Genomic DNA, 16,013 nt, shown 5'->3' on the forward strand with positions numbered 1-16,013 from the left:
TAATGCATATGATGCGATGGATATAAAAATAAAATAATTGGAATAAGTTAATTATTCCATAAAAATAGCTGGCTTGTAAGGCATTGCATTTTTAGCCTTATTTTGCGGATCGTATGAATCATCTCTGTGGATTGTTACTTCATTTCCACATTCTTCTTTGATGTAGTCAAGAGCATCGGTTAAAATTTCATCTTCGTTAATTTTGCCAATGTATCTGGTTTTTGTAATTTCTTTACCGATTTTTTTAGCTACCATAGCTATTTCTTTTTTGTCATCATAGATATCAGCGCCAACGGCTCTGCCCATTATTTGACCAATATCTGGTTTTCCAACTTCATCGGCTATTTTGTATAAATCCCATTTCCAATCAGGAGCAAGATAAATGTGGATATTTTCAACCCCATCTCCAACCATTTGTTTGATGTGTGCAATATCTTTGATGATATTTTCCACTAGCTGTTCTGATTTTTCAATTACAGGATTTATTAGGGATTCATCAGCTTTAGGCCAGTTGGATTCGCTTACAAATCCCTTTCCACCATATTTTGCCCATAGCTCTTCAGAAGTATGAGGGGTAAATGGTGCCAAAAGCCTAATCCAAGCTTCCAAAACTGTGGATAAAACATAGGTTATAGCCGGATCTTGTGAGTCAAGCAAATGTTTTACACGATAGAGGTAATGATCAACATCTTTTTTGAGTAGGAATAGGGAATCCTGAAGTGCTTGTCTTGTTTGGAAAACTTCTAGAGCTTCAGTTGCATTTTTAATATGTTGATTGAGCTGGTTTAACATCCATAAATCAATTGTACGTGTCAATTCAACCTTTTCAATGTTGCTTAAATCTAAAGGGGAACCTTTAATTTCTTCAACTCTTGCTGAAAATTCTCTAAACCATTCCAGTCTTCTTTTAGTTCCGAGCACTTCTTTTTCTCTCCAATCGAAGTCTTGCCATGGTTCAGCAGAAGCCATCAGGAATAATCTTACAACATCAGCTGTGTAATCGCCAATGGCATCTTTAAGTAAAATAACATTGCCCTTTGATGAAGACATTTTATTTCCTTCTAAAAGTCCCATTCCAAATACAACGGTTCCTCTTGGCCATTTGTCTTTAGGATAAATTGCACTGTGGTGGAACATTAAAAAGCTTAAATGGTTTCCTACAAGGTCTTTTGCAGACAATCTCCAATCAAGAGGATACCAATAGTTAAACTCATCTTGAATTTCTTTGATTTTTTCATCAGGCACGGTAATTTCGCCTGAATCCTTATTTAAAAGGACTTTGTCAAAGAATGCCAAGTTTAAATCATCAGGATTCATGTCTTTTAAATATTTGGCTATTGAATAGTAAGACATATAAATTGTAGAGTCAGTTAGTGGTTCAATTAACCATTGATTGTCCCAAGGAAGTCTTGTTCCAAGCCCTACTTTTCTAGAACATGCCCAGTCATCTAACCAGTTAATGTAATATTCGAAATTGTTTTTAATTTCTTTTGGAATAATGGTTTCGCCTTCAAGAACTTCTAAGGTTTTTTCACTCCATTCTTCGCTACCATATTTCATGAACCATTGGTCATCCATGATTTTAACCACACAATTATTGCCGCATCTGCAAACAACGGGTCTTTCAGCAAAATCATACATGATTGTAGCCATATTCTCATTGATTAATTTTTCTTTTAACTCTTCACGAGCAAAACGGACTTTCATGTCGCCAAAATCAGGTATGGAATCAATGATTTTACCTTTGCTGTGCTGTGCTTTGTATAATTCATTAGTAGCTTCATGCAATTTTTCATCGTTTTGGTCTGTAATTTCCAAGCGTTCAATAATGTCTGCTGCTGGAATCTCACCATATCCTTTAAGGGTACAGACTGGAATTGGTTCCACATTTTCAATAATTCCTGATAACTTATATTTGGAGATTAATTCATCATTGTTTTTTAAATCTTGAAGTGCAATGTAGTCTGCAGGTGCATCGGCAGGTTCTGAAAATACCACTCCGCTTCCGTAAGATGCACTGACAAAACTAGCTGGGAAAATAGGTATTTCATCTCCAGTAAATGGGTTAGTTGCCATTTTACCAATTAAGTCATTAGGGTTAATTTCAGACACGATGTCTAAATCTTTAATTTGATTAGATAGGTTATAGTGAGCTTCTTTTGTAATTATCCAATTTTCTCCTTCAGCATTTACTAAAACATATTCAACATCAGGATTTAACCAGATATTTGTTGCTCCAACGATTGTTTCAGGTCTTAAAGTTGCTGTTACAAGAACTCTATCGTCAATTTGGAATTTTAAAAGGGTTAATTCATTAACACCTACTCCTTCTCCTTCAAGCAAATCGTGGTCTCCTACAGGGTTATCACAATTTGGACAGTATTTGACAGGGTGTTCTCCTTTTGCAACCAATCCTTTTTCATGCAATGTGGTGATTTGCCATTCTATGAATTTTCTATATGTTGGATCAATTGTTCTAAATTCTCTTCTCCAATCAATTGAATATCCCATTTCTTCCATTACTTCATGATATTCTGTAGAGAAGTATTTTACAATGAATTCTGGGTCTTCTAATTGGGGCAAGGTATCTTTTGGCACACCATGTACTCTTTCGTATAAATCGAGTGTCCAAGGGTCTTTTCTTTTAATCCTGTCTGCAATTCCGATAACTGGTGCACCAGTCACATGCCATGCCATTGGGAATAATACATTATAATCTTCCATTCTTTTAAATCTGGCATAAACATCAGGTACAGTATATGTACGGCCGTGTCCAATATGCATTGCTCCACTTGGGTATGGGAAAGCAACAGTTAAGAATAACTTTTTTCTTTCATCTGGGTTTGATTCAAATAGTTTTGCATCGGCCCATTTTTTCTGCCATTTCTTTTCTATATTTTCACTCACTAAATCACCATTAATTTATTGTTTTTTTAGGGCTTTCAGGAACTTTGCTTTTGTGCTGGTTCCTTATAACTTTATCAATTATCATATCAACGTCATCAACCGGAATATCTAAATATTGAGCTATTTTGGTATTTATAACAAATTTTTCGGTGTATAAATGAAGAATTTGATCAAGTAACTCATAACTCATTCCAATTTCCTCTTCATCAGTTTGATTATTCAACAATCCTGCACGTGGAGGCTTATTAATAATGTCTTGTGGAACATCCAGATATTCACTTAATTTGTAGACATCGCTTTTATATAGCTCTCCAATTGGCTCAATGTCACATGCACCATCTCCATGTTTTGTAAAGTAACCAATAAGAATTTCGCTTTTATTGCCTGTTCCACTTACAAGATAATTTTTAGCATTTGCATAATAATAAATGATTGACATTCTGATTCTAGCCTTAAGGTTTCCGATTGCTAGTTTATTTTCTTCAAGCTGTGTCATGGATAGATATTCATTTAAAATGCTATCAATATCTATTTCTTCATGTTCTATACCTAAAATTTGTGTTATTTCTACACCATGAAGCTTATCTTCTGTTGGGGTTGTTGTAGATGGCATTAAAATTCCAAATACTTTATCTTTTCCTAATGCTTCACAAGCAAGGTATGCAACAAGTGTTGAATCAATTCCACCACTTAAACCTATTACTATTCCATCAGTTTTAGATTCATCGACTTTGCCTTTAATGAATTTGATAATGTCGGTTTTTGTTTGTTCTACATTTAATTCTGGAATTTTACTAATATTATCACCCACCTTCCAATCATTTATACACTAAATAATATGTACTTTTTAATTAATAATGGTTAGTATATAATGGGCTGTGCTTCTTTCAAAAACTTGTGTGATTTGAATTTTCACTAGTTTTTGAAAGAGATTGAAAATTCAAATTCCATCTAAACGTGATATAACACGCGTATTAATAATGATAATAATTAAAAATTTCATCAGGAAAAACCTTAAGTTTCTAGGAATGATTTTTAAACAGAATTATAAATTCAAAACTAATTTTCATCAAAAATTTCAAATTAACAAAGTTTTTGAAAGAGTCATAATTTCGTATCTATTCGGATTTTTGACCGAAAAGTATATGTTACCTTATGAAAATAAATATAGTTACCAAAAGTTAGATTAATTTAAATCATATGCTTTTCATACTCATAAGCGGAACAATTTTATGAAAAAAATTTCATGAAAAAAGAGTGGTAAGTACACGAAAATCCGTGTACATACCAAAAGTAAGTTTATTTAAGGAGGTAATTTAATTGGCTTTTAAAGATTATTTCAAATTCAATAAAGATAAAACAACTTTTATTTTCGTAGGTGGAAAAGGAGGAGTTGGAAAAACTTCAGTATCATCTGCTACTGCATTATGGTTAGCAGAACAAGGCAAAAAAACATTGATTGTATCAACAGACCCTGCCCATTCATTATCCGATTCCCTTGAAGTTCCAATTGGAAATTATCCACGTGAAATCAAAACCAATTTGTTTGCTGTTGAAATTGACCCTGACGTGGCAATGGCTCAAAAGCAAGCACAATTAGATGCTCAAAAGCAAGCAAATCCTGATGATGCTGGCGGTTTGTTAGGTATGGATTTCTTAACTGATCAATTAGATATGGTGTCTTCATCTCCAGGTGCAGATGAAGCCGCTGCATTTGAAATGTTTATGAGTGTAATGAATTCAGATGAATATGATGTTGTTGTATTTGATACGGCACCAACAGGACATACATTAAGATTATTGTCCTTCCCTGAAGTTATGGACTCATGGGTAGGAAAAATGATGTTACTTAAAGCAAAATTGGGCACTGCAACTAATTCACTTAAAAAAATCATGCCATTCATGGATGCAGTAGATGATCCTCAAACTTCTGAAGATTTAAAAAGAACTAAAGAACAAATTGACAAAGCAAAAGGAATATTATCTGACCCTGATAGGACAACATTCAAAATGGTTGTAATTCCAGAAGAAATGTCAATTTATGAGTCTGAAAGAGCTTTGGAAGCGCTTAACAAACATGATATCACTGTTGATAGCGTTATTGTAAATCAAGTAATGCCTGATATTTGTGACTGTGATTTCTGTCACTCTAGACATAAATTACAACAAAAAAGATTAGCTCTAATTGACCAAAAATTCCCAGACCAATACATTGCTGAAATTCCATTATTTAAAGATGAAGTTAAAGGTCAGGAGAAATTACTAAATCTTGCTCATATTCTATACGATGATCAGGACAATGATGAAGTAGTTCAAGAACCTATTCAATTGTAAAAATAAAAATAAGTTAAAATAATTAAATTATTTTAACTTTAATTCAATCTTCTTTTTTAAAAAACCATTCACAAAATATTGCAAGTATTAATAATAAAATAGGTATTGATGAAAAGTCCATTTCATAGGATTGAGAATTAAATCACATATTACTGCGACTATGGTTATCACAATCAGTATTTGTGTGATTATATGATTTTTTTGAAATTCTCAATTAATTCACGGTTAGGAGTTTTTATAAGCTGAATAATTGTATAGATTATCAATATTGCTGCAATTATCAGAAATAACCATGTGAATATCTTTTCATCACCAATGACTCCCTGTCCAAATATTAATATTACAAATACTATGAAAAGTCCGGTAATCAATGTTTCAGGTTTCAAATCCATTTTATTTTATCCTATTGTTTCATTTCTTTTTTAATATCCATTTACAAAATTTTGCAAGTATCGTAATAGTTATTAATATTCAAACTATTATCAACACTAACTTTATAAATAAAGGGATTGCTTATGCAACATCCAATATTATAAATGTGTCAGGTTTAAACGCTTCAATTAACTTTATTATTATTGTTTCCAACTTTTATCCCAATATTTTGTTGGAACATTGAATGGTGTCCAATATTCTTCACTAAAATATTGATAAGTTTCTTCCTTGGTTAATTTTTTAACATTTCCTTTACTTATATATAATGCATCATTTCTGTTTAAGCTGCCGTCAGAATTGATTCCAACTTCTACATACTCATAAGTACCATCGTTTTTTGGAATATTATAAAACTTTTTATTTTGCATATATCCATCTCTGGTGAATGTAATATGCTCATATGCATAATGCCAATCTTTTTTATCAACAAAATTATTTTTAACATAATTTCCTGCACTATGTATTCCCATCATCAATCCAACGGTAGTGGATAGAGTTAAAACGGCACTAGTAGTTACAAGTGTTGAAGCGATACTTGCAGTTACAGTACCAATCATAGATGCGGTAACAATTAAGGGATGGATTTTATTTAAAATATTCTTAATAATATTATTGCCTCCACTATTTACTTTGTCCATAGTATTTCTAATTCCTTTAACAATGTCTTTAGGTATTATTCCAACACTACAACAATCGTTTGTTGTTGGAACTGCCGCTCCTTTATATGCGAAATCGCCATCGCTTAAAATAACATTAGCTACTCCGCTTGTTGAATTAATTATCATGGTTGAATTTTTACCATCTTCACATATAATATGAAAGATCTCTCTCATTTGAACAATGCTGAAATTATTAGCTTCAATGGATTCTAAAATGTTGTCTATTGAATTTGTAATATTGTCAATGTATCTCTCACCAACTGGTGCTAAAACATAATTTTCAATATTTGGCAAGTAAACAGAATTCATTAACCTAAACATTTTTGTATTTTGACCATCTCCATTAACAGTCATGCCCATATTGGCATTCAAAATATGTAAATAGGTATTATCTAAGTTAATGCCTCCAAGAATTGTAACTGCATTGTCCCGTTTCCAGTTTACATTAAATTCCTTTGCATAGTTGTCAGCTATTTCATCTGCAAGCCACACGGTTTCAAGGGATGCTAAAAACATTCCATAAATATTCATAGCTCCGAATTTTGATAAATATTCTGAATTTCTGTCTGTCCATTTTTTTAAAATATTTTTTGTAATCTTTTCATTAATTATCGCATAACTTTGAAGTACTTCAAAACCTAAGCTTTGTCTATACTTTTGATTGAGTCCATAACTAATTGCTTCTATTTTTTCAAGATTTTCTTCGCCGTTAATTATGAATTTGGTTATGATCTCTTCTTTTGAAGGATAACCAACAATTGACTTTCCAAAATAGCTGAAGGTTGCATTTTCATTAGTGTTTGCAAATTTAATTAAATCAGTATTGTGGTTGGTTATTTCATCATAACTTTTATAGTTGAAGTCATATATGCTTTTTCCATAAAATTTAGCTAAATTGTATTTTAGACCTAATTCATCATATTGAACAGTATAAAAGTTAACTTTGGCTTTTATATGGTTATTCTGGAGATATGTTATGGTTTCACTATAGCCCAGTCCTTTATCAATATAAATTCCAAATAAATCATCATTGGTTTCTGCATTGTTCCTATATTCGATATTGGTGTGGTTAGCTGTTGAATAAATTAAAATGCCGTTGCCCTTTAAATTATTTTTATTAAAATCGCTTTTAGTGGCACTTCCATCAAAAGGAACTAAATGAGCTTTATAACCTATCACTACAGAATCAACACCAGGAATTGCTGATTTTGAGAATAGATATTCCTTTGTTTCATTAACCCGTATCGTGAAAAGTTCATTTTTAGGCATTCTTATAATTCCATCTAGGCCTGTTTTTATTGCATAAACAGAATTGTGAAAGACATAGGGATTGGTAACATTAACATAATTTGGAATTGATGTGATATGGCTAAATAAATCATGTTTAATTCCTTTATTAACAGTAATTTGGTTAGTGTTTTTCAATCCTTCATATTCTGTAGTTATTGAGTATTTTCCTTCTTTCAAGTCAATTATCTGTGTTGCAATGCCTTTGGAATTGCTTCTTGGAGTGTAAGTTTTGCCATTTATTTTTAATGTTACTTTTTTATTTGGAGAGCCTTTCCCGTTAGAATTTAAGACTTTAACACAAAATTTGCTTCCATCACTTTCATTCATTGTCAAGTCTGATGTTTCTAGAATTGTTTTAATCGTGATGGCTTTTTTAATTGTTTCTGATGTTTTGGAATTAATGGCAGAAATGCTATATTTTCCAGGTTTCAAATCAATATCTAGTTTTCCAACACCTTTGTTATCAGTTTTAACGGTGTAATCATTGTTATTTAATTTGAATTTCACAGATGTCTGTTTAAGAACTTTTCCTTTTTTGTCATAAAACTTTGAGCAGTATTTTGACTTGTTTTTATAGTATTTTGACAAATCACTACATTTTACTGTGCTTTTGATGGTTATAGTACTTTTAGCGTTTGCTTTTTTATATAATGGCGTTTCGTCAAATTTAGTTATGGCGCTATATTTTCCACTTTTCAAATTAAGATTTATAGATGCTTTGCCTTTTGAATTAGTTTTTTTAGTATAAGTTTTACCATCTATTGTAATCTTTACTTTGACCTTTTTAATTACCTTTTTTTTAGCATCTTTAAGTGTTACAGTAAATGCACTCCCATCTTTGTAATGCATTTTCACATCAGGAGCTTTAATGTTTACTTTTTGTTTACTTTTTGAGGTTAACATCTTATTGCTTGGTTCAAGTTGTTTTTCTTGAGAACTAATTTGGTTAAGTTCTTCATCTTCAATTGTTTTGTGCAATGTTTCATTATCAATATTTGCTGCCGAAGCAACTCCGATTAGTAAAAACAGTAATAAAATGAAACATATGGTGTTTAGTTTAATGTTCATCATATCTACCTTTTGTCTTTTTTTTAACCCGACTGACAATTAATGTATGATATAATCGAACATATAAGCTTTGATTTTAAAATCAAATAGGAAAGAACTTTTAAAATGAATTTTTAAGGTTAATTTTATTCATTAATTAGCATAATGCACATATAGGTAAATTCACTTTGAGCAATATCTTCTAATGTTGCTGAAACAATTTTTTCATCAGGATAACTTAAACGTTCACAAACTACAACTTCACGGTCTTTTTCAACACCATTGTCAAGTAAGAATTGTGCCATGTCTTTAACTTTACGGGAAGGCAGTGCAATAGTTTTTTTACCATTATTAATCACAGGCAAGATGTCTTCTATATTTTCCCTGCCATGGAAAGTCATTACATTAGCGTCGTCCCATTGAATGTGGCATTTTGCAGCTGCAAGCTGAAGAGAACTAATTCCGGGAATTACTTCAATACTGTTTTTTGGGAAATTTTTTTCACCCGAAATTCTTAAAACGGTATTTAAAACTCCTGAAAAACCAGGATCTCCAGTTGATAATATGGATACGATATTTCCTTCAACTGCAAGTTCAACACCTTTTTCTAATGTATCTAATAATTCTTTAACATTAAATGCAAGTTTTCCCGGTGCATCATCAAATAAATCAATAGCACGTGTGCTTCCAACAGTATAATCACTCATTTTAACAGTATCTATGGCCTTTTTTGTTAAATATTCGCTAGATCCAGGACCAATGCCAACAATATAAATTTTACCAGTCATTTTAATCATCAATTTTCAAAGTTTCTCTAAAAGTTTCTTTTAATCCGTTAAGAGTTTCATTTGAATAGTTTTTATCTTTTTCACTATTTAATGTAAACATGGCTAATTCATAGATAATTTTATTCATGGATTGACCGTAATCAGTTAAATAATACTCTGTAGTAACAGGGCTTGTGTTCAATACTTTTTTCTCAATTAATCCATTTTCTTCTAACTCTTTTAGACAATTTGATAAAACTTTATTGCTTAAGTTAGGTTTGTCCTCTTTAAATTCTTTAAAATGTTTTTTACCAAAAAACATGTCACGAATAATTTGTATGCTCCATTTTTTACTAATTAAGCTTAAAGTTCTATCAACTGGGCAAATTGTTTTTTGCATATTTAAAAATATATTAAATTATTATATAAAAGGTTATTTTTTTTATTATTAATTTATAGTTACTTTTTCGTAACTCAGTTTCTTAAAAGTTACAAAAATTATTTAAATACTTTCATTAAATTTATAATTGACAATTTATGGAAGGATTAAAATTAACTCAGAAGAACAATTAGATTTTTTAATTAATTATTTACTTAATGAAAAAGGAGAATATATTCCTATTCCAAAAGATTATCAATTAAAGAGAAGATTGCTTCGCTTACTAATGAATATAAGGCCACCTTCAGAAATATCGGGGGAATTTTTAGAGGTTCAAGATGAATTTTTAAGCGCTGAAACATTAAATAAGACTCTAATCTCTCCAGATGATATTAAAGAAGTTAAAGGAAAGCTCATGTTGTGGCAGGGGGATATTACAACTCTAAAAGTTGATGGAATTGTCAATGCGGCTAACTCTAAATTACTTGGTTGTTTTATACCTCAACATAATTGCATTGATAATGTAATCCATTCTGCTGCCGGAGTTCAGCTAAGGGAGGAATGCAATAAAATTATGGAAATTCAAAATCATGATGAGGAAGTGGGTAAAGCAAAAATTACAAGTGCTTATAACTTGCCTTCAAAATATGTGATTCACACAGTTGGTCCTAAAATTCTAGAAGGTCAAGAGCCTTCTATGGACAAGTATGAAGATTTAAAAAGTTGTTATGTGTCTTGTTTAGATATTGCTAAGTATAATCAACTTGAATCCATTGCATTTTGTTGTGTTTCAACTGGGGTTTTTAATTTTCCACAAGATCTTGCAGCAAAAATTGCAATCGAAACGGTTAGTGATTATTTAAAATCAAATGAAACAACTTTAAAACATATTATTTTTAATGTTTTTACAGATAAGGATTATTTAATTTATAAGGAATTATTAAATGGATAAATTTATTTTAAGACTAGATGAAGCTAGTAAAGTTATTGATGAAGCGGATTATATATTAATTGGTGCTGGTGCTGGCCTTTCAACGGCTGCTGGAGTTGATTATGGTGGAAAAAGGCATGAAAGATACTTTAAAGATTTCATAGATAAATACGGGTTTAAAGACATGTATTCTTCATCATTTTATAATTTCGACACTCCCGAAGAGCGTTGGGCTTATTGGGCAAGACATATTTTTGCAAATCGCTATGATATGGGCAAAACCAATGTTTATCAGAAGTTGTTAAAATTAGTTGAAAATAAAGAGTATTTTGTAATAACAACCAATGTTGAACATCAATTTTGGATAAATGGCTTTGAAAATAAAAGGATATTTGCAACACAGGGAGATTATGGTTTATTACAATGTAGTAAAGCATGTCATGATAAATTATATCCTAATGAGAAATTAGTAACAGAACTTTTAGAAAAAACAGATGATTGCAGGGTTCCTTCAGATTTGGTTCCATATTGTCCAGTTTGTGGAGAAGAAATGGATGTTAATCTAAGAAAAGATAATTTCTTTGTTGAAGATGAAAAATGGAGGGGGATGTATAATAACTATGCGGGATTTTTAGAAAAAATCGACAATGAAAAAGTAGTATTTTTAGAATGCGGTGTTGGTTTTAATACTCCATCTATTATTCGCTTCCCATTTGAGAGAATGGCATTGTCAAACTCCAATGCAATACTTATTAGATTAAATCTAGATTATCCTCAAGCTACACATGAAAATGAAGATAAAACTATAAGTTTTGATGAGAATATTGAAGAAATCTTAGATTATTGGCTTTCAAGAGTTTAAATTTTCTATTTCTTTTTTTAAGAATTTATAAATTGATTCAGCACCGATTAAGTCTCCAGGATCTTTCCAATCGGAAGGATATAAAATAAATGGTTTTGTCTGATTTCCACCAAGACCTCCATGACTTCCAATCAACTCTTCAAATGCACAAACTTCATCATTTTCACTATCGTAGAAGCTATTAACCATTATGTCGGGCATGTTTTTAAAAGAATTTTGTCTTTTTAAGTGACGGGGGGCATTCGGCCCAAAGTTTTCAAGTGGATTTTCCCCAACTATTTTGTCATTTTCTAAATAATAAATACCATTTTGACCAATAACCATTCCACCGTTACTTATTGAATCTACAAGAACAAATCCGATTCCTGGATGATTTACAAGACCTGGAATTAAATCAGGGAATAACATTACGATTTCTTCATAATTAAGGCGCTGTCTCCATTGGGTTAGATAAATCAAACCCATATTTCCAGAACCTAAAACTATCAGTTCTGACTTTTCAGCTTTTTTAGTGCTGTGTTCTACACTTTCATATCCGGCAATATATTCCAGACTGTTGGAATACTTTTTTCTCAGATTTAAGTATTGTTCATTTTCAAAAATAATTTCAGGTTTTCTGTTTTGAATTTCTTCAAGGATGTTTTGAAGTGATCCCTCTTCATCAAATAAATCGTCACGAATGCTTTCCACATGTTTTTTAATGTTTTTTAATTTCTTATTTTCAGGTATCATTGCATCTCTAAAGTGGTCAATGCCATATTCAGTCCTATACATTTTTAGATCATCTGGCAGAAGTCTTCTTACGTAATTTCCGAGTGTAATTCCATATCTTTGTTTAAATGTGGCTCCCTTGCTTTGCCCATGATCTGATAGAACAACTATTTTATAATCTCTATCGGCCATTTCAATGGTGGTCAGTAATCTTTGAAATTGGTTATCTATTTGCTTTAAAACACCCCATACATCATTATCTTCCACTCCAGAGTGATGTGCTACTTCATCATATCCCATAAATGTAGTGTATGCTGTGTCAATCTCACCAATTAATATTTCACTTGACAACACGTCTGTTGAAGCCTCTCTTAAAATAACATTAGCTCCAGATCTAACTGCGGCATAAACAATAGTTCTTCTAAGTCGAGGTTGTATATTTTTTATTTTATGGGTTATTTGTGATTTTAATTCAACCAAAATGTCCCATAAGAATAAAACAAAGATTCTTTGGAAATTATAAGGGTCTAAAAAGATGGTATGTAGTGTTTTGTTGTAGATTCTTTTCATTGATTTTAATTTTGAAGAGGTTAATGTGAAAAGTTTACTGTCTCCTGAAAACATGTTGGAGATACTAATTCCATTTACAAGCAAACCTTCTCCATTGCTTATTCTTTTTTCAATTTCAGGTGCGTGACTTAATTTTCCAGATACGACAATTCTATTATCGTCTTCTTTTTCAACCCATCTGTAGGCAATAATGTCTTTGTTATTTCCGTGAAGGATTCCTGCCTGACTGGCTCCAGTTTGTGAGGATAAATCAGTTTCCCATTCTTTTAAATCATGGGAGTTGATGTCTATCCAACTTTTAAGGGTCGGCATAACTCCTTTATCAATTGCTTTTTTTAAAGTATTAATTGATAAACCATCAATTTCAAGCATTATAACACCAGGATATTGTTTTTTATAAGGAGTTTTTTGTTTTAATGCATTTTTTAAGATATTTTTTATATAGCTGTCATGATAATTTGTGTTTGTTATATTCACGATAAATGTTGTAACTATTGCAATAACAAGGGGAGCTTCTAAAAACCCATAAAAACCAACAGAAACTCCTGGAATGAAGTATGCTGTTATATAAAATATCAATGAATTTATTAATAATCCTCCAATACCTAATGTAACAATAATGAATTTCATTAAAAAATGTCTAAAAACTGGCCATAAAAGTGAATTGGCTATGTAAAAGGCAATTACAATAATTAAAGCATTATAACTAGGTCCAATTATAAAATCAGTACAAATGCACTCGACAAAAAATACGGCTACAATATTGGATATAATAATCAATATCGTGGTAATTATTGTATTTAGCGAGGAGATTATCTGGTTTTTAAAACTCATCCTATATCAATTCTTTTTTTATTTTTTCTTTTAAGAGTTATAATTGTAATTTCCGGTTTACAGTTAATCCTAATTCTAAATGAATTTGTGCCTAATCCTTTACTGGTGTATTGAATCATATTCTTTACTTTATAAAGGCCAACAGGATATTTAGTTGAATTCGGGCCTCTAAATGGTGTTGTTTCAAACTTGGGAATGATAAATTGCCCTCCATGTGAATGGCCTGAAAGTTGTAAATCGATTTTTCCAGTTTGAGACGATTCTTTTGCAAAATCAGGTTCATGGACAAGTAAAATTGTTGGATAATTGTCATCTAATTTTGCTAAAACTTCATCCAGTCTATCAGCACAAACAGTACATGAATCGACACCTGCCAAATTAACTTTATCATTGCCTTTTACCAATTTAACCACATCATTACTTAAATCAACAATGTCTGATTCTTTAAATATTTTTCTGATTTTATCTGAACCCATCCAATGGTCATGATTTCCTAAAACACCAAATTTTCCATCTTTTTTATTTAATTTACTAAAAGATTCTTTTAGTGAAACATCGTAATCCTCAATAACATATGAGACATAATCTCCTGTTAGTGTAATCAAATCAAAGTTTAAAGTATTGACATAGTCTACAAGATCATCTAAATATTCAGGATTAATCCATTGGCCTAAATGGATATCACACAGATTTAAAATTCTGTAATTTTGAAAATTCTCTCCTAAATTATCTAATTCAATGTCAATTTCAACAAGTTCAATATTTTCTTCACTGAATTTTTTGTCCGGAAGTGAAAAGGTCATTGCATCTTGAATTCCCTGCCTGATTTTCATTGCTTGAGGTTTTTCAATTTCATCATCTTTCATTAAATATAATATGATTTCTGAAACTATTTATAATTTTAAATACAAATAATAAAAGTGATTATTATGCTTCAAATTGCAGTTACTGGAAAACCAAATGTGGGCAAATCATCATTTTTCAATTCAGCAACAGCTTCATCTGTTGAAATGGCAAATTATCCATTTACAACCATTGATGCAAACAAAGCGGTTGCTCATGTAATAAAGGATTGTCCATGTAAAGAATTAGAAGTTACTTGTAATCCTCATAATTCAATTTGTAAAGATGGAAAAAGGTTACTTCCAATTGAATTAATAGACGTTGCGGGGCTTGTCCCTGGGGCACATGAAGGAAAGGGATTAGGTAATAAATTTTTAGATGATCTGATGCAAGCAAAAGTGTTTATTCATGTTGTAGATGCTTCAGGTTCAACAAATATTGAAGGAAATCCTGTTGATCCTGGAACTCATGATCCTCTTGAAGATATTGAGTTTTTAGAAGAGGAAATAGTAATGTGGATGTATGGAATATTATCACGTAATTGGGTTAGACTTATAAGAAAAGTAGGTGCTGAACACTTAGATATTTCAAAAGTGTTATTTGATCAATTATCTGGAACTGGAATAGCTATAGAAGATATTATAGAAGCTAAAAGAAATATTGAGCCAGATTATAATAGGTGGGATGAAGAAGATTTAATCGAATTAACTAGAAATATCTTACATATTGCTAAACCAATGATGATTGTTGCAAATAAAGCAGATTTACCTACTTCTGCTGAAAATATTAAGAAGATTAAGGAAAAATATCCAAATGTAATTCCCGCTTCAGCAGAATCTGAAATAGCACTTGTAAGAGCATCTGAAGCAGGTTTAATATCATATTTGTCTGGAGATGGCCATTTTGAAATTCTTGAAAAAGATAAATTAAATGAAAATCAGCTTAAGGCTCTAGAATATATTCAGACAAATATTTTAGATGTTTATGGAAGCACTGGCATTCAAGATGCTTTAAATTATGGTATTTTTGAATTATTGAGGAATATTGTTGTTTATCCAGTTCAGGATGAACATAAATACACAGATCAAAAAGGCAATGTTTTGCCTGATGGTTTTTTAGTTCCTAAAGGTTCTAATCCTCGTGAATTGGCTTATATTGTCCATACTGATATTGGAGATAAGTTCATGCATGCTGTTGATGCAAGAAAAAACATGCGTGTGGCAAGTGATTATGAGCTAAAAGATGGAGATATTATTAGTATTGTAACTAGAGGCTAATTCCTTCACTTTTTTATTTTTTAGATACAGGTCTAAATTAACTTTTAACTTAACATCTGATGAATTAAAGGAATATTATTTCTTAAAAGAAGAATTAGAGAGTTTTTATCAATGAAATTTAAGAGGCTCAGTTAGTAAAATTGATTTATTCATTATTTAACTTGTGAAAA

General features: G+C 31.1%; 12 protein-coding genes. 4 read left to right on the forward strand and 8 right to left on the reverse strand.

Annotated features, from left to right (window positions below; genetic code table 11):
* Positions 1-51: 51 nt before the first annotated feature.
* On the reverse strand, positions 52-2,907 hold the full coding sequence (gene leuS, locus Q9968_RS05025; protein ID WP_305514074.1) for a leucine--tRNA ligase: 2,856 nt from the start codon (positions 2,905-2,907) through the stop codon (positions 52-54).
* A gap of 10 nt (positions 2,908-2,917) precedes the next feature.
* Positions 2,918-3,706, reverse strand: a complete 789-nt coding sequence (locus Q9968_RS05030; RefSeq protein ID WP_342765946.1) for an NAD+ synthase — start codon at positions 3,704-3,706, stop codon at positions 2,918-2,920.
* 521 nt (positions 3,707-4,227) lie between these two features.
* On the opposite strand from Q9968_RS05030, the gene Q9968_RS05035 reads away from it, so the two are divergent.
* A complete protein-coding gene (locus Q9968_RS05035; RefSeq protein ID WP_305514078.1) occupies positions 4,228-5,241 on the forward strand; it encodes a TRC40/GET3/ArsA family transport-energizing ATPase in 1,014 nt (337 codons plus the stop codon).
* A 188-nt stretch (positions 5,242-5,429) separates the two neighbouring features.
* Here the strand turns inward: Q9968_RS05035 and Q9968_RS05040 are convergent, their stop codons facing one another.
* The 4 genes from Q9968_RS05040 to Q9968_RS05055 form a co-directional block, all read right to left on the reverse strand.
* Positions 5,430-5,633 carry a hypothetical protein gene (locus tag Q9968_RS05040; RefSeq protein WP_305514080.1) on the reverse strand — a complete coding sequence of 68 codons (204 nt, stop codon included), beginning with the start codon at positions 5,631-5,633 and terminating at the stop codon, positions 5,430-5,432.
* 180 nt (positions 5,634-5,813) lie between these two features.
* Positions 5,814-8,729 carry a hypothetical protein gene (locus Q9968_RS05045; protein WP_305514082.1) on the reverse strand — a complete coding sequence of 972 codons (2,916 nt, stop codon included), beginning with the start codon at positions 8,727-8,729 and terminating at the stop codon, positions 5,814-5,816.
* Positions 8,730-8,815: 86 nt separating this feature from the next.
* A complete protein-coding gene (locus Q9968_RS05050) occupies positions 8,816-9,457 on the reverse strand; it encodes a cobalt-precorrin-7 (C(5))-methyltransferase (RefSeq protein WP_305514084.1) in 642 nt (213 codons plus the stop codon).
* Between the two features lies 1 nt (position 9,458).
* A complete protein-coding gene (locus Q9968_RS05055) occupies positions 9,459-9,836 on the reverse strand; it encodes a helix-turn-helix domain-containing protein (RefSeq protein ID WP_305514086.1) in 378 nt (125 codons plus the stop codon).
* A 127-nt stretch (positions 9,837-9,963) separates the two neighbouring features.
* Here Q9968_RS05055 and Q9968_RS05060 point away from each other — a divergent pair, with 127 nt between their 5' ends.
* Both Q9968_RS05060 and Q9968_RS05065 read left to right on the forward strand, forming a co-directional pair.
* A complete protein-coding gene (locus tag Q9968_RS05060; RefSeq protein ID WP_305514088.1) occupies positions 9,964-10,767 on the forward strand; it encodes a protein-ADP-ribose hydrolase in 804 nt (267 codons plus the stop codon).
* Positions 10,760-11,608 (forward strand): hypothetical protein, encoded by an 849-nt coding sequence (locus Q9968_RS05065; RefSeq protein ID WP_305514090.1) that lies wholly within the window; start codon positions 10,760-10,762, stop codon positions 11,606-11,608. The genes Q9968_RS05060 and Q9968_RS05065 overlap by 8 nt, the downstream gene beginning before the upstream one ends.
* Here Q9968_RS05065 and Q9968_RS05070 read toward each other — a convergent pair.
* Both Q9968_RS05070 and Q9968_RS05075 read right to left on the reverse strand, forming a co-directional pair.
* Positions 11,597-13,723, reverse strand: coding sequence for a phage holin family protein (locus Q9968_RS05070; RefSeq protein WP_305514092.1), 2,127 nt, complete (start codon positions 13,721-13,723; stop codon positions 11,597-11,599). The genes Q9968_RS05065 and Q9968_RS05070 overlap by 12 nt on opposite strands.
* Positions 13,720-14,589, reverse strand: coding sequence for a metallophosphoesterase (locus Q9968_RS05075; protein WP_305514094.1), 870 nt, complete (start codon positions 14,587-14,589; stop codon positions 13,720-13,722). The genes Q9968_RS05070 and Q9968_RS05075 overlap by 4 nt, the downstream gene beginning before the upstream one ends.
* A gap of 63 nt (positions 14,590-14,652) precedes the next feature.
* On the opposite strand from Q9968_RS05075, the gene Q9968_RS05080 reads away from it, so the two are divergent.
* Entirely contained in the window at positions 14,653-15,843 is a 1,191-nt protein-coding gene (locus tag Q9968_RS05080; protein ID WP_305514096.1) for a redox-regulated ATPase YchF, read from the forward strand.
* The last annotated feature ends 170 nt before the right edge of the window (positions 15,844-16,013 follow it).

Origin of the sequence: Methanobrevibacter sp. V14, from assembly GCF_963082475.1 — an archaeon.
In the GTDB taxonomy this organism is placed as follows: domain Archaea; phylum Methanobacteriota; class Methanobacteria; order Methanobacteriales; family Methanobacteriaceae; genus Methanocatella.

Excerpts from the sequence above, each read along its gene's own strand:
- Q9968_RS05040 (WP_305514080.1), bottom strand. The coding sequence starts at position 5,633 with ATGGATTTGAAACCTGAAACATTGATTACCGGACTTTTCATAGTATTT.
- Q9968_RS05050 (WP_305514084.1), bottom strand. The coding sequence starts at position 9,457 with ATGACTGGTAAAATTTATATTGTTGGCATTGGTCCTGGATCTAGCGAA.
- Q9968_RS05055 (WP_305514086.1), bottom strand. The coding sequence starts at position 9,836 with ATGCAAAAAACAATTTGCCCAGTTGATAGAACTTTAAGCTTAATTAGT.
- Q9968_RS05065 (WP_305514090.1), top strand. The coding sequence starts at position 10,760 with ATGGATAAATTTATTTTAAGACTAGATGAAGCTAGTAAAGTTATTGAT.
- Q9968_RS05070 (WP_305514092.1), bottom strand. The coding sequence starts at position 13,723 with ATGAGTTTTAAAAACCAGATAATCTCCTCGCTAAATACAATAATTACC.
- Q9968_RS05075 (WP_305514094.1), bottom strand. The coding sequence starts at position 14,589 with ATGAAAGATGATGAAATTGAAAAACCTCAAGCAATGAAAATCAGGCAG.
- Q9968_RS05080 (WP_305514096.1), top strand. The coding sequence starts at position 14,653 with ATGCTTCAAATTGCAGTTACTGGAAAACCAAATGTGGGCAAATCATCA.